General features: G+C 26.9%; 24 protein-coding genes and 1 rRNA gene. 3 read left to right on the top strand and 22 right to left on the bottom strand.

All coding sequences use genetic code 11. From position 1 onward, the window contains the following. Positions 1 to 65 precede the first annotated feature (65 nt). From OMES3154_RS01740 to mnmA, 19 genes are all read right to left on the bottom strand, one after another. Positions 66 to 1,577 (bottom strand): 16S ribosomal RNA (locus tag OMES3154_RS01740). 192 nt (positions 1,578 to 1,769) lie between these two features. Further along, positions 1,770 to 2,207, bottom strand: a complete 438-nt coding sequence (gene smpB / locus OMES3154_RS01735) for an SsrA-binding protein SmpB (RefSeq protein WP_156683096.1) — start codon at positions 2,205 to 2,207, stop codon at positions 1,770 to 1,772. A gap of 2 nt (positions 2,208 to 2,209) precedes the next feature. Next, positions 2,210 to 4,030: a ribonuclease R family protein gene (locus tag OMES3154_RS01730; protein ID WP_156683095.1), complete on the bottom strand. Its 1,821-nt coding sequence runs from the start codon at positions 4,028 to 4,030 to the stop codon at positions 2,210 to 2,212. Beyond that, the gene (gene yqeK, locus OMES3154_RS01725; RefSeq protein WP_156683094.1) at positions 4,017 to 4,577 is read right to left on the bottom strand and encodes a bis(5'-nucleosyl)-tetraphosphatase (symmetrical) YqeK; all 561 of its coding nucleotides are present in this window, start codon (positions 4,575 to 4,577) and stop codon (positions 4,017 to 4,019) included. Before yqeK ends, OMES3154_RS01730 begins: the two co-directional genes overlap by 14 nt. Positions 4,578 to 4,672: 95 nt before the next feature. Then, positions 4,673 to 5,221, bottom strand: coding sequence for a DJ-1/PfpI family protein (locus OMES3154_RS01720; protein ID WP_156683093.1), 549 nt, complete (start codon positions 5,219 to 5,221; stop codon positions 4,673 to 4,675). Positions 5,222 to 5,232: 11 nt separating this feature from the next. Continuing rightward, positions 5,233 to 5,943 (bottom strand): GntR family transcriptional regulator, encoded by a 711-nt coding sequence (locus OMES3154_RS01715; protein ID WP_156683092.1) that lies wholly within the window; start codon positions 5,941 to 5,943, stop codon positions 5,233 to 5,235. Positions 5,944 to 5,980: 37 nt separating this feature from the next. Further along, complete coding sequence (locus OMES3154_RS01710) at positions 5,981 to 6,493, bottom strand: chromate transporter (protein ID WP_156683091.1); 513 nt, start codon at positions 6,491 to 6,493, stop codon at positions 5,981 to 5,983. Next, positions 6,490 to 7,017 carry a chromate transporter gene (locus OMES3154_RS01705; RefSeq protein WP_156683090.1) on the bottom strand — a complete coding sequence of 176 codons (528 nt, stop codon included), beginning with the start codon at positions 7,015 to 7,017 and terminating at the stop codon, positions 6,490 to 6,492. Before OMES3154_RS01705 ends, OMES3154_RS01710 begins: the two co-directional genes overlap by 4 nt. 8 nt (positions 7,018 to 7,025) lie before the next feature. After that, positions 7,026 to 7,481, bottom strand: a complete 456-nt coding sequence (locus OMES3154_RS01700) for an ankyrin repeat domain-containing protein (RefSeq protein WP_231679245.1) — start codon at positions 7,479 to 7,481, stop codon at positions 7,026 to 7,028. Further along, entirely contained in the window at positions 7,481 to 8,200 is a 720-nt protein-coding gene (trmD, locus tag OMES3154_RS01695; protein WP_156683088.1) for a tRNA (guanosine(37)-N1)-methyltransferase TrmD, read from the bottom strand. The genes OMES3154_RS01700 and trmD overlap by 1 nt, the downstream gene beginning before the upstream one ends. Next, entirely contained in the window at positions 8,197 to 8,691 is a 495-nt protein-coding gene (gene rimM / locus OMES3154_RS01690) for a ribosome maturation factor RimM (RefSeq protein WP_156683087.1), read from the bottom strand. The genes trmD and rimM overlap by 4 nt, the downstream gene beginning before the upstream one ends. Then, positions 8,692 to 9,336, bottom strand: coding sequence for a hypothetical protein (locus OMES3154_RS01685; protein WP_156683086.1), 645 nt, complete (start codon positions 9,334 to 9,336; stop codon positions 8,692 to 8,694). Position 9,337: 1 nt separating this feature from the next. Then, the gene (locus tag OMES3154_RS01680; protein WP_156683085.1) at positions 9,338 to 9,724 is read right to left on the bottom strand and encodes a PTS-dependent dihydroxyacetone kinase phosphotransferase subunit DhaM; all 387 of its coding nucleotides are present in this window, start codon (positions 9,722 to 9,724) and stop codon (positions 9,338 to 9,340) included. Beyond that, positions 9,724 to 10,287, bottom strand: coding sequence for an RNA methyltransferase (locus tag OMES3154_RS01675; protein WP_156683084.1), 564 nt, complete (start codon positions 10,285 to 10,287; stop codon positions 9,724 to 9,726). Before OMES3154_RS01675 ends, OMES3154_RS01680 begins: the two co-directional genes overlap by 1 nt. Further along, positions 10,277 to 12,007: an NUDIX domain-containing protein gene (locus tag OMES3154_RS01670; protein ID WP_156683083.1), complete on the bottom strand. Its 1,731-nt coding sequence runs from the start codon at positions 12,005 to 12,007 to the stop codon at positions 10,277 to 10,279. Before OMES3154_RS01670 ends, OMES3154_RS01675 begins: the two co-directional genes overlap by 11 nt. Position 12,008: 1 nt before the next feature. After that, positions 12,009 to 13,298, bottom strand: coding sequence for a 16S rRNA (cytosine(967)-C(5))-methyltransferase RsmB (rsmB, locus tag OMES3154_RS01665; protein WP_231679244.1), 1,290 nt, complete (start codon positions 13,296 to 13,298; stop codon positions 12,009 to 12,011). 1 nt (position 13,299) lies between these two features. Next, complete coding sequence (locus OMES3154_RS01660) at positions 13,300 to 13,785, bottom strand: hypothetical protein (RefSeq protein WP_156683081.1); 486 nt, start codon at positions 13,783 to 13,785, stop codon at positions 13,300 to 13,302. Further along, complete coding sequence (locus OMES3154_RS01655; protein WP_156683080.1) at positions 13,769 to 15,562, bottom strand: tetratricopeptide repeat protein; 1,794 nt, start codon at positions 15,560 to 15,562, stop codon at positions 13,769 to 13,771. Before OMES3154_RS01655 ends, OMES3154_RS01660 begins: the two co-directional genes overlap by 17 nt. A gap of 2 nt (positions 15,563 to 15,564) precedes the next feature. Further along, entirely contained in the window at positions 15,565 to 16,650 is a 1,086-nt protein-coding gene (gene mnmA / locus OMES3154_RS01650) for a tRNA 2-thiouridine(34) synthase MnmA (protein WP_156683079.1), read from the bottom strand. A 288-nt stretch (positions 16,651 to 16,938) separates the two neighbouring features. Here mnmA and OMES3154_RS01645 point away from each other — a divergent pair, with 288 nt between their 5' ends. The 3 genes from OMES3154_RS01645 (at position 16,939) to OMES3154_RS01635 (ending at position 19,227) form a co-directional block, all read left to right on the top strand. After that, positions 16,939 to 17,274, top strand: a complete 336-nt coding sequence (locus OMES3154_RS01645; RefSeq protein ID WP_156683078.1) for a hypothetical protein — start codon at positions 16,939 to 16,941, stop codon at positions 17,272 to 17,274. A 79-nt stretch (positions 17,275 to 17,353) separates the two neighbouring features. Next, positions 17,354 to 18,667 (top strand): OmpA family protein, encoded by a 1,314-nt coding sequence (locus OMES3154_RS01640; RefSeq protein WP_197271460.1) that lies wholly within the window; start codon positions 17,354 to 17,356, stop codon positions 18,665 to 18,667. A 65-nt stretch (positions 18,668 to 18,732) separates the two neighbouring features. After that, positions 18,733 to 19,227 (top strand): hypothetical protein, encoded by a 495-nt coding sequence (locus tag OMES3154_RS01635; RefSeq protein ID WP_156683077.1) that lies wholly within the window; start codon positions 18,733 to 18,735, stop codon positions 19,225 to 19,227. A gap of 12 nt (positions 19,228 to 19,239) precedes the next feature. Here the strand turns inward: OMES3154_RS01635 and OMES3154_RS01630 are convergent, their stop codons facing one another. From OMES3154_RS01630 to arcC, 3 genes are all read right to left on the bottom strand, one after another. After that, a complete protein-coding gene (locus tag OMES3154_RS01630; RefSeq protein ID WP_156683076.1) occupies positions 19,240 to 20,226 on the bottom strand; it encodes a LacI family DNA-binding transcriptional regulator in 987 nt (328 codons plus the stop codon). Between the two features lie 81 nt (positions 20,227 to 20,307). Beyond that, a complete protein-coding gene (locus OMES3154_RS01625) occupies positions 20,308 to 21,708 on the bottom strand; it encodes a YfcC family protein (RefSeq protein ID WP_156683075.1) in 1,401 nt (466 codons plus the stop codon). Between the two features lie 15 nt (positions 21,709 to 21,723). Continuing rightward, positions 21,724 to 22,659, bottom strand: a complete 936-nt coding sequence (gene arcC, locus OMES3154_RS01620; protein ID WP_156683074.1) for a carbamate kinase — start codon at positions 22,657 to 22,659, stop codon at positions 21,724 to 21,726. Positions 22,660 to 22,663: the final 4 nt, after the last annotated feature.

Here is a 22,663-nt window from a genome sequence, read left to right as displayed (position 1 = left end):
GTCCTATTTTTTTAATTTAAAGATAATTTGCAAACAAGATAAGAAGTCTTTTCATTTCTCCTTAGAAAGGAGGTGATCCATCCGCACCTTCCGGTACGGATACCTTGTTACGACTTCACCCCAATCACTATTCACACCTTAGGTACTTCCCTCTTTACAGTTAGGCCAGTAACTTCAGGTGCAAACAACTCTCGTGGTGTGACGGGCGGTGTGTACAAGGCCCGAGAACGTATTCACCGTGATATTGCTGATTCACGATTACTAGTGATTCCAACTTCATGGAGTCGAGTTGCAGACTCCAATCCGAACTAAGAGTAGCTTTTGAGTTTTGCTTAATGTCGCCATCTTGCTTCTCATTGTACTACCCATTGTAGCACGTGTGTAGCCCAGATCATAAGGGGCATGATGACTTGACGTCATCCCCACCTTCCTCTAGCTCTTCGCTAGCAGTTTCATTAGAGTCCCCAACTTAATGATGGCAACTAATGATAGGGGTTTCGCTCGTTGCGGGACTTAACCCAACATCTCACAACACGAGCTGTCGACAGCCATGCACCACCTGTCTTACGGTTCCTATAAGGCACAACAAAGTCTCCTTTGTCTTCCGTAGATGTCAAGATCTGGTAAGGTTCCTCGCGTAGCGTCGAATTAAACCACATGCTCCACCACTTGTGCGGGCCCCCGTCAATTCCTTTGAGTTTCATTCTTGCGAACGTACTCCCCAGGCGGATCACTTATCGCTTTTGCTTCGGCACAGAGATTTGACTCCCCACACCCAGTGATCATCGTTTACAGCTAGGACTACCAGGGTATCTAATCCTGTTTGCTCCCCTAGCTTTCGCACTTCAGCGTCAGTTTCTGTCCAGTGAGTTATCTTCATCATCGGCATTCCTACACATATCTACGAATTTCACCTCTACTCGTGTAGTTCCACCCACCTTTCCAGTACTCTAGCATTACAGTTTTGTAGGCAAGACTATGGTTGAGCCACAGCTTTTCACCTTCAACTTGTTTTGCCGCCTAGATGCCCTTTAAGCCCAATAATTCCGGATAACGCTAGCGACATACGTATTACCGCGGCTGCTGGCACGTATTTAGCCGTCGCTTCTTCTGTTGGTACCGTCATTTTTTTCTTCCCAACTAAAAGTGCTTTACAATCCGAAGACCGTCATCGCACACACAGAATTGCTGGATCAGAGTTACCTCCATTGTCCAATATTCCCCACTGCTGCCTCCCGTAGGAGTAAGGGCCGTATCTCAGTCCCCTTGTGGCCGTTCACCCTCTCAGGCCGGCTACCTATCATCGCCTTGGTAGGCCTTTACCCCACCAACTAGCTAATAGGACGCAAAGCTCTCCACTAGTAATCTCTTTTTCATTTGCAGTAGATGCCTACTACTAACTTATCCGGTTTTATCAGAAATTTCTCTCTGTTATCCCAGTCTAGTGGGTAAGTTCTTTACGCGTTACTCACCCGTCCGCCATGTGCCTTGTAAGCAAGCTTACTTAGCTCATCGACTTGCATGTGTTAAGCATTCTGTCAGCGTTTATCCTGAGCCAGGATCAAACTCTTCATTCAATTTATTTTTCCTTGTTTTTTTTCACCTTATTGTCTTTTATCTTAACTTGTTTGCATTTGTTTTTATTATCTTTTCATTGTTCTTATCAAGCTTTCTTTCCCGCTTGACAAGATATATACTAACAAATTTTTAGGTACCTTGTCAAGAAAAATTTCGAAAAAATTAAAAAGGGATTCTAGACCCCTTTAATATCACACATTTAACTTACTTCTAATTTCTCTTTTAATATCTTTTTCTTTTAGACTTTGTCTTTTATCATAATTTTTCTTACCTTTTGATAAAGCAATTTCTAGTTTAACATATCTACCACTACTGTATACTTTTACAGGAACTAATGTTAAACCTTTTTCTTTTATCTTTTCTTTTAGTTTTCTAATTTCTTTTTTCTTCATTAATAGTTTTCTTGTTCTTGTTTCTTCTACATTATTTATATTTCCAAATTCATAAGGACTTATGTGCATGTTAAGTATATACAGCTCATCTTTTATTATTTTTACATATGATTCTTTTATACTTAATTTAGATTTTCTTACCGATTTAACTTCAGTCCCTACTAAATTTATTCCTACTTCATATTTTTCAAGTAAAAAGTAATCAAAACTAGCTTTTTTATTTGTTGCAAATACCATATTTAAACCTTTCTTGCATAAACTTTTCCATTTAATATATCTACTTTAGTTATACTAACTTTTATCTTATCATTTAAGTTATACAATAAGTTATTATCATTTTCAAGTTCTGCTTCTATATAATTTGATAATGTTATGTATACCTTAGAATTATCTAGTACACTAGTAACTGTAGCATCATATTTTTCATTTATATAATCACTCATATACTCTGCTAGCTTTATATCTTGAGCTAAATTTTCTAATCTTTGTGCTCTTCTTTCTGTGTTTGATATATGATTAGATATAGTATTAAATCTTTTTTCTAATTTAGCTTTTTTAAATTCATCTATATATTCATTCAAACTTCTATCTAAAACTCTATGAACTATTAAATCTGAATATCTTCTAATAGGTGATGTAAAATGCAAGTAATTATCTAAAGCTAAGCCAAAATGTCCTTTGTTATCTTTACTATATATTGCTTTTTGCATAGATCTTAAAATCAACTTATGTATAAAGTGTTTGTAGCCTGTATCATTTACCTTTTCAACTATTTTATATAGTCTACTACTTAATATACTTTCATCTTTTACTGAAAGTCCTATAGATTTTAATTCTTTATTTAATTCAGACATTGCTTCTAGTGTTGGTTTTTCATGTATTCTATAAATAGCTGGGATATTGTTATAGTAAAGGTATTTTGCCACCTCTTCATTTGCAGCTATCATAAAATTTTCAATTAATATTTCTGCTTCTTGTCTGTTTCTTAATTTAATTTCTATAATATCTTTATTATGCTCTCCCATAACTAGTTTTAGTTCTGGAAACTCAAATTCTATAGAACCTCTTTTTTTACTTAATATTGAGAGCTTTTTAGATAATTCATCCATTATATTTAGCATTTTTTTAAACTCATGTTCTTTATTATTTATTAAAACTTCATTAACCTCATCATAAGAACATTTTTTCTTACTAATTATAACTGATTTGAAAAATTCACTTCTAATTACTTTTGCATTGTTATCATATTCTATCAAAGCAGTGAATGCTAATTTTTCTTCCTTTTCATTTAAAGAACATAAATCATTTGTAAGCCTTCTAGGTAACATTGGTATTACTCTATCATATAGATAAATAGAATTTCCTCTGTCTTTTGCTAGATTATCTAATATATCATTTTCTTTAACAAAATATGATACATCAGCTATACTTACATATAGCTTGTATCCAGAATCTGTTTTAATAACAGCTACTGCATCGTCAATATCTTTTGTGTCTTCTGAATCTATTGTTATATGATCAATCTTTCTTAAATCTACTCTTTTTTCTAATTCTTTTTCTAAATCAAATTTAGAAATTCTATCTGTGTAAGTTAGTATTTCTTTTGAAAATTTTCTTGGTATTTGCATTTCATCTATTTTAGCATTAACAATATCTGTTGCTGTATTTGCATTCCCATATATTCTAATTACAATAGCTTCTGGTTTTCTATCTTTAGAACCAAAATCTTTTATTTTAACTCTTACAATGTCATTTGTTTTAGCTTTCATTGTATCTTTTCTTTTTATGTAAATATCTTTTGCTAACTCGTTGGTTTCTACAAAAGAAAAATTTTGACTATTTATTATTCTTCCTATAAATTCATCTTTTTTTCTTTTTATAACTTTAATAATTTTTGCTTCTTCTTTTCCTTTATACATTACTACTTCATATTCTACAACATCGCCCTCTGCAGCACTTAATAAATTTTTATTTGCCACAAAGTATTTGTTATCGCCATCTATTATAAAGCCAAAGCCTCTTTTATGTAGACTTAATTCCCCTATTTTATTTTTCACCATATACCTCTTTTATTAGTTCATTTCTAAATTCTATTGTATTTTTATGAATAGCTACTTTTTTATCTATTAACATCTTTATTTTATAGTCTATTTCCATTAAAATTCCCTCATTTAAATTTTCAAAAACCTTTTCTCTTATTTTATCAACATTAGGATAGTCTCTTCCTAATTCTATTGCATCTGATATATATACAACTTTTTCTATATCAGTCATGTTTTTTTTACCAGTTGTATGGTATCTTACAGCACTTAATATTTCCTCATCTAATATACCTAATTTAGTTTCTAAAAATTTTGCCCCTGCATAACCATGTAAAATACTTTTATTATACATTCCATCAATATCATTAGCATATTTATCTCCAATAAGTTCTATCATATCAGATAGAGATAATTCCTTACAAATATCATGATAAAATGCAGCATCTATAGCTTTTTTATCAATATTGTATCTATCACATAGTTTTTCTGCCATCTCTTTTGTTCTAAGACAATGATTATATCTTTTTTCACTTAACATATCCTTCATATCCATATTTATACCCATTTCTTTTCTTTATTTATTATGATAACTTATATATTTTTATTTTTCAATGAATAATTTAAAAAAACACTAAACTAAAATAGTTTAATGTTTAATGTTTAATATCTTATTATTTGTTTTTCTATTTCTTTTCTTTTTTCAATTCCTAATAAATACTCAACTATTTCTAAGCCAAACTCAATACTATAGTTTACAGATGTCGCTGTTATTATATTACTATCTTTTACTACACCAACTTTATCTATTATTACATTATTTTCTATAAGTTCCTTATTAAAATTTGGGAAAACTGTTGCCAATTTTTCTTTTAAAATTCCTAAGTTAGCTAAAATTGTAGGTGCCTGACATATCGCTGATACTAATTTTTTATCTTTATTAAATTCAACAATATTAGAAAGTAAATCTTTGTATTCAAAGTATTTAATAGTTCCTTTTCCCCCAGTTAAAATTATACTGTCATAGTCTTTTAAATTTATATCCTCAATCTTTTTATCAACAATAACTCCTACTTTATTTGAAGCGTATACTACTTGAGTATTTTCCAAACTTATAGTATCAACATTAATACTAGCTCTTCTTAAAATATCTAGTGTAGCAGTCATTTCTAACAGCTCAAAATCGCTTACTATTGGCATTGCTACTCTCAATTTTTACCTCCTTATAGGTTTAGGTTTACTGTATAACTAAAAACATCATTTTTTACATGAGATATTGTATATTCTATTACCTTATTTAATTCATAAGTCTTTCTTACTATCTCAATAACTATATCATTTTTCTTGATATTTAGATGTTTAATGTCTTCTTTTGTTTCTGCTTTTATTGGTTTAAATCTTTCTTGGGCACTTGAAAAACTTACATTGTATTTTTCCTTAAATATTTCATACATTTGAATATTATTTAAATCATCTACTGGGAAATTTTTAAATCTATACTCAGGAATAAAAGTTTCTTCTAACATTGCAGGGCTTCCATCTATTAATCTTAATCTTTTAATATTGTATAATTTTGATCCTTCATTTATGCCAAAAATTTCTGATAATCTCGAATCACAATCCTGCATTTTATATGAAATAAGTACTGATGTAGGCGTTTTTCCAGCTTTATTTACTTCATTTGAAAAACTATAAAATTTATTTAGGTTTTGATTTATTAACTTACTTGATACAAAGTTTCCCTTACCTTGTATTTTATAAATATATCCATCTTGTTGCAAGTAAAATAAGGCTTGTCTTATTGTCGTTCTACTAACCCCATACTTTTCCATAAGTTTTCTTTCACTTTGAATTTTTTCTCCCTTTTTATATTTCTCACTTAATATTTCTTTTCTTAAATTATCGTATATATTATGATATATAGCCTTTTCCATGTTAATCGTATATAGCTAAACTATATACATACACCTCCTAAAAACTCGTAATAAAACCAACTATTCCACCTAGTATTATTAATTTTATAATGTCTATTTTTTTATAGTATAGCACAAATATAAATAAAAACAATATGTAAAACACTATATTATTATATAAAAATAATGATGATTTCATAAGCTTTATTGTCGCTATTAAAATAAGTGCAACAACCGCTGCATTTATACCTTTTAAATATTTATTAACCCAACTTGGCAAAAAGTATAAAAATAGACTTAAAATTATTATTTGTGGCGTTATAACCCCTAAAGTTGCAATAATAGATCCTAGTATACCCGCTAATTTATTTCCTACAAAACTCGCTGAATTTATTGCAATAGGCCCTGGTGTCATTTGTGATATTGATATTAAATCAAGCATTGTATCCATTGTAATCCAATGATTTTCTTCAACTATATATTTTTGAATTAATGGAAGTGTTGCATATCCACCACCAAAAGAAAATATACCTATATTTAAAAAGGCTAAGTACAGTTTTATATATATCATATGATACCACTTCCTAGTATACTTGCTAATATTAGTATTACCACTATGTGTACGCCTAAAAAATAGCTAAGTATAAATGAAAGAGTAAATATAGCTAAGTATAAATATTTTCTATTCTCTTTTAATAAGGATTTAAACATATTGACTACTGCACCTAGTAGTATAGCAGAAACTGCTACCCCAATACCTTTCATTGTAGACTTAACATAGATGTTTTCTATTAAATTTTCATATACACTATATACCAATGCTATTATTATTATACAAGGGCTAACAGAAGCTAATACTGCTACAATAGCTCCTAGTGTTCCTTTTACTTTATATCCAACTAAAAAAGATGTAGATATTGCAAGAGCACCTGGTACTGTATTAGCAAGTGATACTATATTTCTCATTTCACTTTTTTCTATTAGTTTAAGTTCATCTACAAATACAGATTCTATTATCGGGATTATTGTATATCCTCCGCCAAATGTAAATGTATTTATATAAAATATTCTTTTAAATAAATTAAAATATGTCATATATATCACTACTTTTCATTTTCTAATTCATAATCTCTTAGTATTTTTACCATTCTACCTTTTCCAAATTTTGTTGCAAGTTCATATACATCCATATTATTTCCATCTTTTTTTCTAATTATTGCACCATTTTCTAAAAGTAGTTTTAGTATTTGCTCATTTTCTTTTAAAACTGCATCTTCTATAGCTAAAGTTTTATCATTAGATATCTCATTTATCATATATTTATATTTTTTATTTTCTATTAAATATTTTGCTATTTTATCTGAATTATTATATATAGCATAAGCTAATATATTTTTACCCATTATATTATCTTTAATTTCAATATTTCTTTTTTGAACTTCCAATAATTTTATTTCAGATAAATTATCAGTTTCTATAGCTTTTAATAACTCATTTTTGTAATCAGAAAAACTTAAAAAAGATAAAAATAAAATTATTGACATTAGTATTTTTTTCATCATAATATCTTTTCTACCTTCCTTTTAAAGTCTTCATCTTTTAATTTTTCTTCAATTAAATCTGGCCTATTTAAAATTGTTTTTTTAACTGACTCTTTAAATCTATATTCTTCAATTTTTTTATGATCGCCACTTAATAAAACCTGTGGAACTTTATGTCTTCCTAAATTTTCTGGTCTTGTATATTGAGGGTAGCCTAAAAGTCCGTTATAAAAAGAGTCAGTTTCATAAGACTCTTCTTTTATAACTCCGTCTTTTTGTCTAACAATAGCATCAATTATACTAAGAGCTGGTAAATCTCCATTTGTTAAAACAATATCCCCAACACAAAGCTCTAAATCTACATATCTATCTATGACTCTTTGATCTAGACCTTCATATCTAGCTGAAATTATTAGTATATCATCTTTTTTGCTTAAATCTTCTATTACACTTTGGCTTACCTTTTTACCTTGAGGGCTTACAAATACAGTATATGGTTTTTTTATACCCTTATTTTTTAATTCAAAAAAATATTTAAAGTATGGTTCTGGCTTTAATAACATTCCAGCTCCACCACCATAAACTATATCGTCCATTTTTCTACTAGACTCTGCGTAAGTTCTAATATCTACTATTTCATACTCTATTTGATTTAGTTTTCTTGCTCTATCTAGTATTGTTTGCTCAAGATACATATCATATATTTTAGGAAATAGTGTTAATGTTCTTATTATCATAACATTCCTTCTAATAAATTAACTTCAATCTTCTTTTCTTTTATATCAATATTTTTAATAAATACATCTTCTACATATGGTATTAAAACTTCTCTGTCTTTATCTACAACAGTTAAAATATCATGTGCTGCTGTTTCTAATACATCTACAACATCACCTATATATGTATTTTTATCATAAACTTTAAAACTTATTAAATCCTCAACATATAGCTCATCTTCATTAATTTCTGGCATTAAATCATCTCTAATTTTAATATTAAAACCTATTAAATCTTTTGCTTCATTTATATCTTTTATTTCTACAAAACTTAAAATATGCATTTTTTCATTAACTGTTTTTACATTTTTTATGCTTAATATCTTGGTGTCTTTTTCATTTTCTACCAAAACTTTTTCTCCAATTAAATCCTTTATTCTAATAAAAGAACTATTTACTTTTACTGCTCCATTTAAATTATGTGTTCTAGTTATTTTACCTATATTTACCATTTAATTTTTCTCCTCTTTTTTCATTATTTCAGTATATTCTAGTATTCTATATATTATATAAAACTGTGTAGCTAGAATGTAGTTTACTAAAAATTCATAGTACATTAAATTACTTGTAATTAAAGCTTTTATCTTTTCTACTTCACTATAGTCAAGCTTATATACAAACACTCTTAAAAAAGTTGTTACAAGAAAAATAACCACAGTTAATATTAGTGCGTTTATAGCGATAACTACAAAAAACTTAACTATATTTTTTATTATCATATAACTAGATAAACTAAGTGCCTCTTTTATTTTCAACTTTCTTGTTAATACCATAAAAGGAAACATTAAAAATATATACGAAAATGGAACAAGCTGTAATACTATAATACTAACAAAAAATACTACTAGTCTTTTTAGATTATATTTTTTCTTGCCATATATTAAACCATCTAGCCAAAAAAATACAAAAGAGTATATAAAAATTTTAAGTAATATTACACTTTCAAATGAGTGAAAATAGTTTGCAAGTAATAATAGAATCAAAGGTATAGATATATACAAGCTTTTTACTAATATTTTATAGTTTAATAAAACTACTTTTACAGGGTTAAAATCATTTTTTTTAAAGTCCTCTTTTAGAAATTCTAGTTTTTGCATTCTATTTTGCCTTTCTAAAATTTATGCTATCTTCTGCTAATTTTTTTAATTCTTTTAAATCAACATCTTCATCATTTGCAGCTACAGCTGTTATTAATCCTTCTAAAATAGGCGAAGTTGACACTTCTATTTTATGCTCTTTTGATAATTTTTCTTTCACCTTATATGCAATATCAATAGAACTTCCTAAATCTACAAAAATTAAAACTCCTGATCCGTCATCGACTTTTTTAATTTTACTTTCTACATAATCTATATTAGTTCCAAAATCTAGATTTTTATCTGTCCCGTTTTCTATACTAAATTCCGATGTTTTAAAAATTTCTGAAAACTTTATTAATTCATCTCCTAATGCTCTACTATGAGTTATTACTACTATTGATACCATTATTTTTCCCCCAATAACCTATCTAAAATTATACTAACTGCAGATCTTACAGATAAGTGGTTATATCTTGTATTAGCTCTTATTGGATCTAATATATATGTTGACATATCCATTATTTCATCTGTTAGCCCAAATCCTGTTCCAAAAAGAAGTAAAACTGGTTCATTTTTTTCAAATATCATCTTAGACATATTTTCATAACTTATAGAGTTATCAAAATGTCTTGCTGATGTTGTCAATATTATAGGTGTTTTACCTGTTTCATCTTTTATTCTATCAATTGCTTTTTCAATACTTTCTACTACATAAGTATTTAAAAAAGCATCATTTCTATCTTTATTAAACCCAATACCGTCTCCTTCTTTCCAGAAACCTATTATTCTGTTTGTAAGCTCAATTTGTGATTCTACTGGTGTGATAATAAAGTATTTATTTATATCATATGTTCTACAAGCTCTTGATATATCATGTATATCAAAGTTTGTAACAGAAGTTGCGACAACTTCTGCATTTTTATTGTATACTGGATAATGTACTAATCCAACAAAAATATTATCTCTCATCTTCGTATATATATAGCATAGCCTTTTTTAATATCTCTCTTTGATATGAGTAAGTTAGAATATCTAGTGCTTTTTCATAACTTATCCACATTGCTTCATCTAACTCATTCTCATCAATTTTTATATCATAATTTATTGCCTTAGCAAGATATATATTTACCTCTTTATATATATTAGGACTAATTACGTATCTTAAATATTGATGAAATTTTTTGACATCTACAAGACTTATGTCTATATTTGTTTCCTCCTTTACTTCTCTTATTGCTGCGTCTATTTTTCTTTCATTTTTTTCTATATGACCTTTTGAAAATCCATATCCGCCTTTATTTGAACCTTTTATTATTAAAAATTCATATTTATTATTTATTTTTCTATATACAACTGCACCACTACAATATTCCTCTAATAAGTTTATTTTTAAATGATTTTTTTCTATAATTCTTTTTAATATTGCATCTTTGGTATTTGGTATTATTCCTGATAAAACATCACTAAATATATCTTTTTTTATATCTAAAAACTTTCTACTTTCTATATTTAGGTTATATAAGTCCATACTTATTATATCTAAATCTAACAAAAACACTGGTTCTTCTAATAAATAAAGTCTTTGTATATTGTATAGTATCTTATTTATCGTATCATTTTCAAATTCCCACTCATACATTATTTTTGTCATATTTATGAGTCTACATACCATATTATTATTTACCAAATCAAGTAACATCCTTTTTAACATTCTAAGACTCGGGTTTTTATGTATAATATTATGATAATATATTAGATTATTAATATATAGTATCTCTTTTTTCTTGAACTTAAATCTATTTGCAAACTTTTCAAATATATGCGTGCTTGTGACTTCATAATTTTTTTCATTAAAATTACTTTCTTTTTTACCTGAAAATGAAAAAAGTAGTGCATATGCCATTAAAATGTCTATGACCTTATACTTTAAAGTCATTGCTTTATACATTTTTATTAGTTTATAAAAAGTTTCTTTATCATAGCTTCTATTGTCATATTCTGGTATAAAATATTTTAAAATATTTAAATCGTACATCTTTTTTATAGCCTTATAGCTGTACTTTTGGCTTATTATACTATTAAATTCTACCAATAGTCTTTCCTTTGAAAAGTTTGAAAAAAGTTCACTATCATTTGATAAATTTGAAATTACAAGTTCTAATTGTTCGTCAAAATCAAAATTTAGTTTTGCCATAAACTTAAATGCTCTTAATATTCTTAGTTTATCTTCTAATAATCTTTTTTTTGTATCTCCTATTATTTTTATACGTTCTAATTTAATATCATTTAAGCCACCTAATAAGTCAATTATATTTTCTCCATCATATGCAATAGCATTTATTGTAAAATCTCTTCTTTTAACATCTATTTTTAAATCTTTTACAAAATTTATTCTAACAGGATTTCTACCATCTAAAATCCCTATATCTTCTCTTAATCTAGCTATTTCAAACCTAAAATCGTTATACTTAAATTTAATTAGTTGATACCTTTCATTATGTACTGTTGGTGAATATTTAGATAAAATCTCCTTCAAATCCTCAAATTTTATATCTGTTATCATATCAACATCATTTGATTTTATCCCTAATATTTTATCCCTAATAAAGCCTCCTACTACATATATTTGGCCATGCTCTTTTAAAAGATTTAATACGTTTTCAATCTCTTTTTCAATTTTTTGTTTCATATTATTCCTTTTTAAATTTTATCATATAAAACCCATCTAAAAAACCATTTGACGGATCTATATACACTCCTCCAAACTCATCAAAAACACATTTAACATTTTCTGGTATGTCTAGTTTTTCTACCTTTAAGTCCTTATATTTTTCTAAAAAATATTTAGCGTTATTTGTGTTTTCATTTTTGGTTAAAGTACAAGTGCTATATATTAAGCTTCCACCTTTTTTTAAAAAAAGTATATTTGCATCAAAAATATTTTTTTGTAATTTTTTTAATGTTTTAATATTATTGTTTGTAATGTTATATATTTTCTCTGGTTTTCTTTTTAGAACACCAAAGCCACTACATGGAACATCTAGTAAAATAGAGTCAAAATACTCTTTCATGAAATTATTAGGATTTGTGGCATCTTTATTTAATACTAACATGTTATCTAACTTATACTTTTCTTTTAGTTCATTTAATTTATCTATTTTATGTTCATATATATCGCAAGCTATTAACTTTTCTATATCATACATGTTTAAAATTGCTAAACTCTTACCACCAGGAGCACTACAAGCATCTAATACAACATCTGTATTTTTTAATTTCATATTCTTAGCTACTAGATATGAACTTGCATCTTGAATTATTAAATCATTTTCATTAAATTCATTCGATTCTAATACGTTATAGTTATCAAAATAAAAGACATCATCAACTCTAAATAAGATATTTGTATCTAGTTTTTCTACTTTTTTTAAAAAGTTCTCTATACTTATACTTTTTTTATTAACTCTTATAGATAAATACGATCTATCTTTTAAGCTTTTTAACATATCATATCCATTTTCAAAATCTATTAAAAACTTTTCATATATCCATTTAGGATATGATAACTTTATATACTCTAAGTTGTCTTCTTCTATTTTTTTATCAATAAGCTCTTTTTTGCTAACAACTTTTCTTAAAACTGCGTTTACAAACTTTCCTTGTTCAACATTTATTTTTTTTGCTACCTCGTTTGCTTCATATATTACACCTTTAATATCAGCTTCTGTAAAATACATTTGACAGATAGACATTCTTAAAATTTGTCTTGTTTTTCTTTTGCTTATTTTTTTAGTAATACTGTCTATAATATAGTCTATGTATATTAAGTTTTTTATAGTTAGATTTAGTATATTTTTTATAAATGCTCTTTCTTTTAACGAATAATTCCTTAGTGTAAAAAGATAGTTCATTTCTATATTACTAAACTTTTTTTGCTCTATTATATTATCTAATATATTTGCTAAATCTTCTTTTATCATTTTAATCCTCTTTTCTATTTGTAAACTCATATATTACTAGAAATATTAAACTTGCTAAAATTTCTAGTGAGTAGCATATATATGGAATATATTCTATTGTCATAAGAATAGATATTACAATATATATAGTTAAAATTACAATATACTTACTATTTACAGTAAAAAGACCATATATGAAGTTTAGTATGTTTATTAAATTTAATAGTGTAAATACTACAAAATATTTATCTAATGTTAAATCTGAATAATAGTTACTACTATGTAAAATACCATACATTAAAAAACAAACTAAAACTAAACTACTACTTGTAAAATTAATTTTTAAAAATTTTAGAAAATATATTGCTCTTAATAAGGATAATATAACAGTTATGTATATTAAAAAGTTTAGACTTATATTAACAAATAAAGATAACTCTTTTACTAAAAGCATAGTTATAAATAGTATTAGTACCAAAACATCTATTTTTTTATTTGACATTATCATCTGCTTCTCCATAAATTTTTTCTAAATTTAATTCAAAATCTTTTTTATCAAAGTTTTTTTCAATTATTTGATTAATTTCATTTCTATATTTTTCGTTAATATAACTTGCGTAATTTGTATTAATTAACATTATTGATATGACTAAATTTAATTTATATTTACTAGGTGCTGATAATAGATTTTTTATTACATTATCTATTGTATATATCTTATTTTTATTTTCATTATTTATATTTAGAAAAATCTCTAAATATTCTTCATATATATTGATAAAATCGACATCTTCTTCTTTTATATCCTCTATTTTTATCTCAAGCATTTTAGGTAGTATTTCTTTTACTAACTCCATTATTACATTCTTATAATTTGCAACACTTGTTTCTCTTTTTAGTAAACTTATACTTTCTTCTCTTGAAAAATCATATAGGAAAAATTCTATTATGAAATTATAGTCCTTTACATCACTTATACTAGCAGATATGATATAGTCTAAATTTTCATTAGTTTCTTTAATTTTACTAAAATACTCTTTAGTATAGCCTGCTATTTTTACATATGGCCCTAAACTATTATACATAAAAGCATTTTTAATATTAGCATCTGAATGAGTATAAAGTATATCAAATATGTATGACGAACTTGCTTTTAATATATTTTTTATTTCCTCTTTATATTCTCCTACAACTTCTTCACTAACTATTGGGAATATTGAAATATTAACTCCATTTTTTTCTTCTTTTTTTAGTTCTAATTGCTTATAAAATATTGGTGTATCTAATGCTTTCACCTTATTATTCGACTTATCATCAGTTGCGCTTTTAATCTTAGCTGACCTTATATAGTCTTTTTCTTCAATTTTTTTACTTAGAATAAGTTTTTCAGCTCTTACAAAATTTTTTATATATATTCCGTCTTTATATAGCTCTTTTAGATATTCAATAGCTTTTTCATATTCTTTTACTACATAAAAATATTCTAGGACTATATTATTAAATTCTTTGATATTTTTAAATTTAAGATTCTCTATTTTATTATCATATACAGATAAAATATAGTTTTCTATTTCAATATGTTTTTTGTTATCTAGCAATATTTTAGCTAATTCATACATTTTCTTCTCATTTTTTTTAGATAAACCTATAGCTTTTACAACACTTTCTATAGCTTCATTATCTTTTTTCATTAAAAATTGCATCTTAGCTAACTCTTTTGATAAGTACCAAGAATGTGAATGATTATTTAAGTCTTTTAATAAGTTATATACCTTATCCATATCGTGTCTTTCTTTTAGATAAGATATTAGTTTATCTATTGTTTTTTCACTATCATTATTCATTCCAAAAGATAGATGTAAATATTTCAGTGCATCTATATCATCTTTATTCATTTTTTCTTTTAAAATAGCTAAATCATAATACATATAGCTTGTTAAACCTTCTTTTGCAGTTTCTTCGTAAAGTTTAATAGCTTCTTCATTTAAATTATTTATTTCATAAGCTTTAAATAAATTATTTAAGTTATTTATATTTGGATTTCTATCGTATTCTTCTATTGCATAGTCTATAACCTCTTTTACGTTATAGTTTATTGCAACTCCTATCATATCTGACACTTTTAAGCTATCTAACTTATTTTTCTCTATATAAGGTTTAAAATTTTCATTAAACCACTTATACTTTTCTAATTCTATAGCCTTACCATCTTCATCAACTACTACTATATATTCTTTTTCAACAATTTCTGAATCCTTTTTTTTCTTTTTAAAAAAACTAAACATTGCTATTCTCCCTTTATTACTTTATCAATAGCTCCTGCTCCTATACAAATATTCCCTAAATATGCAACAACTATTTGCCCTTCTGTAACCGCTTTTTGTTTTTTGTCAAATATTACCTTATGATAATCATTCTCCTTTATTATTGTAGCACTTACATCATCTTGACGATATCTAAATTTAACAGTACATCTTAATGGAAAACTTACAATCTCTTCATTTATTACATCAAAGTCATAAGTTATTAAAGCGTCTGAATAAAGTATATCCGTATCACCTTGTGATACTATTAATTTATTATTTTCTAAATCTTTTTTAGCTACAAACCAAGGCTTACCATTTCCATCTTTTGTATTTCCTATACCTAAACCTTTTCTTTGACCTATAGTGTAGTACATAAGTCCATCATGCTTACCTAAAACTTTCCCACTATTATCAACTATATCTCCTGGTTTATTAGGTAGGTAATTACTTAAAAATTCTTTGAAGTTTCTCTCACCTATAAAGCAAATACCAGTGCTATCTTTTTTATTAGCTGTTATCAAATCATATTCATGTGCTATTTCACGTATTTTCGTTTTCTCGTAGTCCCCTAATGGAAATAGAGATTTTTGTAATTGCTTTTCGTTTAATTTTGATAAAAAGTATGATTGATCTTTATTATCATCAATACCTCTTAGTAGTAAAGCTCCATTTTCTGTATGTATTACTTTTGCATAGTGCCCTGTTGCTACATAATCAGCCCCAAGACTCATTGCATAATCTAAAAATGCCTTGAATTTTATTTCCTTATTACACATTACATCAGGATTAGGTGTTCTACCTTTTTTGTACTCACTTAGAAAATAGCTAAAAACTCTATCATAATATTCTTTTGAAAAATTTACTGCATAAAATGGAATACCTAACTTATTTGCAACACTAAATGCATCGCTATAGTCTTTTTCACTTGTACACACTCCATTTTCATCTTTTTCTTCCCAGTTTTTCATGAAAACCCCTATTACTTCATACCCTTGTTTTTGTAAAAGTATTGCAGCAACAGATGAGTCCACTCCACCTGACATTCCTAAAACCACTCTTTTTTTCATTATATCTCTTTTCTTTCTTTAATTTATTTATTTTTTATTTCTATTATACCATATTTTTAATTGATTTTTAATATGTTTTATTATACAATAAGTTAAAAGATTGAAAAGGAGGAAATATATATAACTATACAAAATATTAAAAATAGAATTTATCTACTAATTTTTTGTTTAATATTAACTCCTTGTGTTTTTGCATGGGAAATTGATGTAAAAACTATTCATAACTTAAATGATAAAGGAGCTAGTCTATCTCTTGAATACATACCATACAACAAAGGAATAGTTGATTTGGGATTAGGAGTTGACTACGGGGTTTATAACAAAGGCTTTATACCAATTTATCTATCAAATAGAATTAAATTATATAAGTCTAGTAGTAATAATACATCTTTTAGTTTAGCAAATAGAATTGGGGGAGTTATTTATGATTCAAAGCCCAAATTTTATTATTCAACTGGTTTAACATTTTTATACGAGGTATTTAATGTATCACTTATTTATGAGGGTGCATATTTAAAAAAGGGTGACTTAAAACATAAAATTGGTATAGGTTTTGGGATTAGATTTGGAGATTATAGGATAAAAAAGGTTAAAGTTGAGACTTTATTAGAAAAAAATCTATAAATTTATCATTTTTTTATTGTTTTTTTATTCTATTTAAGGTAAAATATAAAAAAGATAATTTTTGAAGGAGAGAAAATATATGAAAAAGAAAATAACACTATTAGCTTTAGCATTTGCAAGTTTAAATGTATTCGCTTTAGAAGCAAACGTAAAAGTAGGGTATGATTTCTTAAGAAATCACAACAAATCAGGGCAATTTAACTTTGCTGATAATAAAGTTGTTAAAAATGAACAAGGAATTCCAACTTCAATAGAAGGTACAAGAGATGGAAGAGGATTTAAAATAGGAGCTGAAGTTTTCCCTTATACTAATAAAAAAGTAGATTTAGGATTCGGTATAGAATATAACTTTGGTGAAAAATCATTAGCTATGGAAAATTCATTTAAAGCTTCATTAGAACATTCAGGGGATAAATTTAATTTTGACCTTACTGAGAAAAAATATATTATCCCAGTTTATGCAGTATCACACTTCGATATATACAAAAAAAATGATGCTACAGTTTATTTAGTAAATAGATTTGGAGGAGCTGCATACAAGAGACAATTCCATACAGTTGCATCTATGGAACTTCCAGATGGTATAGGCGAAGAGGCTAAACAACGTAGTGAAAAAATAATTAAAAAGGCTAACAAAAAAATTGAAGAAATAGAAAAGAATGCTAAATTCATGGCAGGATTATACTATGCAGCAGGTCTTGGATTTGAATACAAAAACTTTATAGGTGAATTATTATACGATGGTGCATTTATTCCAAAAGAAGAAGAAGATAACCAAAAATTACAACACAAATTTGGTATTAGCTTAGGATACAAATTTGATAAGCTGTTCAAAAAAGCTCCTATGGTTAAAGAAGAAGTAGTTGCTCCAGTAGTTGAAGAAGTAGTTGCTCCAGTAGTTGAAGAAGTAGTTGCTCCAGTAGTTGAAGAAGTAGTTGCTCCAGTAGTTGAAGAAGTAGTAGTTCCAGTTGAAGTTGTAACTCCTGCTGAAGATGAAATAGTAGTTGAAAAAGTAGAAGAAGTAGTTACTCCAGAAGTTAATGAAGTATCAGGAACATACAATGTATTTGGTTACAATGTTGATTCTGTAAAACCTATAAATAAAGAAATAGCTTCTATTAAAAATTTAGTAGCTGAAGTAAATAGATTTAACAGTGGTAAATTAGAAGTAATAGGACATGCTGATTCTACAGGTTCTATGCAATACAACCAAAAATTATCTGAAAAAAGAGCTATGGCTGTAGCTAATTTATTAAAAGAATATGGATTAAACAAAGGAATAGAAGTTAGCACAAAAGGTGAAGGAGAAACTAACCCAATAGATACTAACGAAACTAAAGAAGGAAGATATAGAAATAGACGTGTTCTATTAAACTTCACACACTTAAAATAAGATAAATTAAGTTGGTTGCAGGTAATTTGCTTGCAACCTTTTTAATTAGAAAAGAGTTGATAAAATTGAAAAAATATTTAAGTATAATATTTTTATTCTTTTCTTTTTCAAGTTTAGCATGGGAAGTTGATGGTATAATTTCATATAAGCCCTATGACAAATTTACTTTGTCGGTAGAAGCAATACCATATAACAAGGGAACATTTGAATTTGGTTTAGGTACAGTTTATGAATATCCAAATAAGTTTATCCCCTTATATTTTGTAAATAAAACTAATCTTTATAGATCAAATGATAATATAAAGGAAAAAACTATATATATCTTAGATAAATTTGGAATAGGTGTAGATAATAAGAAAATGAGTATTAACTATTCATTAGGGCTAGGATTTCATTATAAGGTATTTTTACTAGAAATTAGTTATGATGGTTCATATATAAAAAGTACAAAGGAATATAAAAATGGAATAAATTTTGGTATAGGAATGAGAATTGGTGATTTTATTAATCAAACAAAAAAAACTTTAGTCCAAAGAGAAGATATAGATTTTAAAAAATAGACGCAAATGCGTCTATAATTTTTTTATACTTTTTCTAATTATCAAGTCTGTTTGAACTAGAACTTTACAAGTAAAAGTTCTTTTATTATATATTTTTTCTTTTAATAGCTTTATTCCAATGTCTATAATATTATCTATATTTATGCTTATAGTCGTAAGTGGAGGATTTAAAAATTTTGATATTTTATTATCATTAAATCCTATTACTGATATATCGTCAGGTATTTTTCTACCAGATTCATATATTGCGTTATATACCCCAGAAGCTATATTATCATTACCACAAAATATTGCTGTTGGTATATTTTTCTTATTTTTCAATAATTCTTTAGTTAACAAATATCCTGATTCTTTTTTAAATTCTCCTACTTTTAAAATAGTTCTTTTTAAGTTTTTTCTTTTTTTAGTTATTTCTTCAAAATACTTTGCTCTAAAGTCTTTTTTATCATATTTACCTGTAATTAGTGCAATATTGCTATGACCTTGTTTTATTAAATAGTCTATTACTTTTTTAACACTTAACTTATAGTCAAAGCTTATAGAATCAACACTGTCTATTTTAATATCATTATCTAAACATAATATATTAGTATTGTATTTTAAAAGACTTAATAAAAATTTATCAGAAGTTTCTCCTACAATAATTATAGCATCTAAAAATTTTAATTCTTCTAGGGTTTTAGGATTATTTAATTTCTTTTTAAAAAATATTTCATATTTAATTTTTTCTTCTTTTAACCTATTTTCAAGAGTTAAATAAAACATACTATAGTATGTATTTTTATATTCTATTTCTGTTTCAAATAGTTTTATTATTCCTACTTTAAACCTGTTTATATTAGTCCCTATATTTCTTTTTATATACCCATACTTTTTAATATTTTTCATAATCTTTTCACGAGTTTTCTCACTAACCCTAAAAGATTCATCATTGTTTATTACTCTAGATACTGTTGCTATACTAACACCAGAAATTTTAGCAATTTCTTTTATTGTCATATATTACTACCTCCGATAGTATTATACCACTAAAAAAAATTAAAGCCTAGATAATTTAATCTGGACCTTAACCTTTTTATTCTAAAATACCATTATTGCTATAGTTAATATAACAACGTTTAGTATGAATATTATTCCTAATAGTTTTGCTACCCATTTAATATATGTTGAGTATTCTACTCTTGCTGTTGCAAGTCCTCCCATAACTACAGCTGATGTTGGAGTTATTAAGTTAATAATTCCACTTGCTGCTGAGAATATCATTATCATTACTTCTGGACTAAATCCTAAACCATGTGCTAAAGGTCCCATAACTGGCATAGTTGCTCCTGCTAATCCTGAAGTTGATGGAATTAAGAATGTTAATCCCATATATACTACATATGAAGCTGGTGCAAATATATATCCAGGTAATCCTTGTAACATAGATACAGCATGATTTAATAAGAATGCATCTAAGTGAGTTGCACTCATTATTACATAAACTCCTCTTGATAGTGCTATTATTAATACAACTGATAATAAGTCAGCAGATCCTGCCATAAATGTATCTACTGTTTCTTTTTCACTGAAGTTATTAACTACAGCAATTACTATACCCATAAATACAAACCAACAAGCAAGTTCTCCAAAGTACCATTCACCTAAAGGTACACCTGTTAGAAATGCTGTCCATGATTCAAAGAAGTGAATATCATATTCTGACCAAACAATAAGTGATAAAATCATTATTACAAATGTAAACGCAAATATTAATAATGTAATCTTATGTTTAGTTGTATATTCTACATTTTCTAAATCTATATGCCCAAATTCTTTTTTCATATTTTCTTTTTCTTGTAATGATAAGAATATTGATCCTTTATCTTCTTTTATTTTCTTAGCATATCTCATAACATACCAAGTTGCTGCTAAGTATGAAGTTAACCAAAGTATTGTTCCTAAAATCATTACTGTTCCGTTATTGATTTCAATTCCAGTTCCTTTGAATGTTGATATTGCAACACCTGTTGCAAATGGGTTAACAGTTGATCCTAAAACCCCAACACCTGCTCCTAGTAAAATAACAGTAGCTCCAACCATAGTATCAAATCCTGCAGCATACATTGTTCCACAAATTAATACATAGAATGCTATTGTTTCTTCTGCCATACCATATGTTGTTCCACCTAGTGAGAATAAGAACATAAGTATAGGTATTAATATTAGTTCTCTACCTTTTAATTTTTTAACTAAAGCTGCAATTCCTGCATCTAAGGCACCTGTTTTTGTTACTAATCCTAAAAATCCACCTAAGAATAATACAAACACACAGACATCTACTGCATCTTTAAATCCATTAAATGGTGACATAAATACATCACTAATTCCAGCTGGAACTACTCCTTCCATAGGAATTCTAGTTATCAGCGCTAATACTATTATTATTAAGAAAATAATTGAAAATGCTGATAGTGATTGTCTTTTTTTCTTTTCACCCATATTAAATCCTTCTTTCTATTTTTTTATAACTGTACCAGTTTTGCCTGTTAATGCTAATGAAGCATTATCAAGTGAAGTTATTATAGCAACTTTACCTGAATTTTTTACATAATCCATACAAGCTTCTACTTTTGGTAACATAGAACCTTTAGCAAATTGGTTTTCAGCTATATATTTATTAGCTTCTTCTAATGTCATTTCATCAAGATCTTTTTGATCTGGCTTATTAAAGTTTATTGCTACTTTATCAACAGCAGTTAGTATTACTAACTTGTCTGCTTTTAAATCTTCTGCTAGTTTTGCAGATGATTTATCTTTATCTATAACAGCGTCAACACCTTTTAATCCTTCGTTAGTGTCAATTACAGGAATTCCTCCTCCACCAACTGTTATAACTATATATCCACAGTCTACTAATTGTTCAACAACTTTTAGTTCAATTATTTTTTTAGGTTTTGGACTTGCTACTACTCTTCTGTATCCACGTCCTGCATCTTCAACAAAAGTATGCCCTTTTTCTTTAGCTAATTCTTCAGCTTTTTCCTTAGTATAAAACATACCAATAGGTTTTGTTAAATTAGTAAAAGCACTATCATTTTCATCAACTAAAACTTGTGTTACAATAGTAGCTACTTCTTTATCTATATTTTCTTTTTTTAATTCTTCTCTTATAGCTTGTTGTAAGTGATATCCTATATATCCTTGACTCATAGCCCCACATTCAGCAAAAGGCATATATGGAGTTTTAACATCTCCATTTGCAGCATAATCCATAGCTAAATTTATCATTCCAACTTGAGGACCATTTCCATGACCAATTATTATTTCATACCCCTCTTTAGTCATAGAAACAATAGCCTTAGCAGTTTTCTTTACTAAGCTTAATTGTTCTTTAGGATCTTTTCCTAAAGCATTTCCTCCTAAGGCTATTACTATTCTTTCTTTTTTCATTTAT

It is taken from the genome of Oceanivirga miroungae, assembly GCF_902505095.1.
Classification (GTDB): domain Bacteria; phylum Fusobacteriota; class Fusobacteriia; order Fusobacteriales; family Leptotrichiaceae; genus Oceanivirga; species Oceanivirga miroungae.
The sequence above is the reverse complement of the archived record's forward strand: the minus strand, read 5'-3'. Positions and strand labels throughout refer to the sequence as shown.

Bases quoted from the DNA above. Each gene is read 5' to 3' on its own strand.
- yqeK (WP_156683094.1), bottom strand. From the start codon at position 4,577: ATGGGTATAAATATGGATATGAAGGATATGTTAAGTGAAAAAAGATAT.
- OMES3154_RS01670 (WP_156683083.1), bottom strand. From the start codon at position 12,007: ATGAAACAAAAAATTGAAAAAGAGATTGAAAACGTATTAAATCTTTTA.
- rsmB (WP_231679244.1), bottom strand. From the start codon at position 13,298: ATGATAAAAGAAGATTTAGCAAATATATTAGATAATATAATAGAGCAA.
- OMES3154_RS01625 (WP_156683075.1), bottom strand. From the start codon at position 21,708: ATGGGTGAAAAGAAAAAAAGACAATCACTATCAGCATTTTCAATTATT.
- OMES3154_RS01700 (WP_231679245.1), bottom strand. From the start codon at position 7,481: ATGAAAAAAATACTAATGTCAATAATTTTATTTTTATCTTTTTTAAGT.
- OMES3154_RS01705 (WP_156683090.1), bottom strand. From the start codon at position 7,017: ATGACATATTTTAATTTATTTAAAAGAATATTTTATATAAATACATTT.
- OMES3154_RS01680 (WP_156683085.1), bottom strand. From the start codon at position 9,724: ATGGTATCAATAGTAGTAATAACTCATAGTAGAGCATTAGGAGATGAA.
- rimM (WP_156683087.1), bottom strand. From the start codon at position 8,691: ATGGTAAATATAGGTAAAATAACTAGAACACATAATTTAAATGGAGCA.
- OMES3154_RS01630 (WP_156683076.1), bottom strand. From the start codon at position 20,226: ATGACAATAAAAGAAATTGCTAAAATTTCTGGTGTTAGTATAGCAACA.
- OMES3154_RS01685 (WP_156683086.1), bottom strand. From the start codon at position 9,336: ATGCAAAAACTAGAATTTCTAAAAGAGGACTTTAAAAAAAATGATTTT.
- OMES3154_RS01715 (WP_156683092.1), bottom strand. From the start codon at position 5,943: ATGGAAAAGGCTATATATCATAATATATACGATAATTTAAGAAAAGAA.
- OMES3154_RS01710 (WP_156683091.1), bottom strand. From the start codon at position 6,493: ATGATATATATAAAACTGTACTTAGCCTTTTTAAATATAGGTATATTT.
- OMES3154_RS01660 (WP_156683081.1), bottom strand. From the start codon at position 13,785: ATGATAATGTCAAATAAAAAAATAGATGTTTTGGTACTAATACTATTT.
- smpB (WP_156683096.1), bottom strand. From the start codon at position 2,207: ATGGTATTTGCAACAAATAAAAAAGCTAGTTTTGATTACTTTTTACTT.
- mnmA (WP_156683079.1), bottom strand. From the start codon at position 16,650: ATGAAAAAAAGAGTGGTTTTAGGAATGTCAGGTGGAGTGGACTCATCT.
- arcC (WP_156683074.1), bottom strand. From the start codon at position 22,659: ATGAAAAAAGAAAGAATAGTAATAGCCTTAGGAGGAAATGCTTTAGGA.
- OMES3154_RS01655 (WP_156683080.1), bottom strand. From the start codon at position 15,562: ATGTTTAGTTTTTTTAAAAAGAAAAAAAAGGATTCAGAAATTGTTGAA.
- OMES3154_RS01675 (WP_156683084.1), bottom strand. From the start codon at position 10,287: ATGAGAGATAATATTTTTGTTGGATTAGTACATTATCCAGTATACAAT.
- OMES3154_RS01640 (WP_197271460.1), top strand. From the start codon at position 17,354: ATGAAAAAGAAAATAACACTATTAGCTTTAGCATTTGCAAGTTTAAAT.
- OMES3154_RS01730 (WP_156683095.1), bottom strand. From the start codon at position 4,030: ATGGTGAAAAATAAAATAGGGGAATTAAGTCTACATAAAAGAGGCTTT.
- trmD (WP_156683088.1), bottom strand. From the start codon at position 8,200: ATGATAATAAGAACATTAACACTATTTCCTAAAATATATGATATGTAT.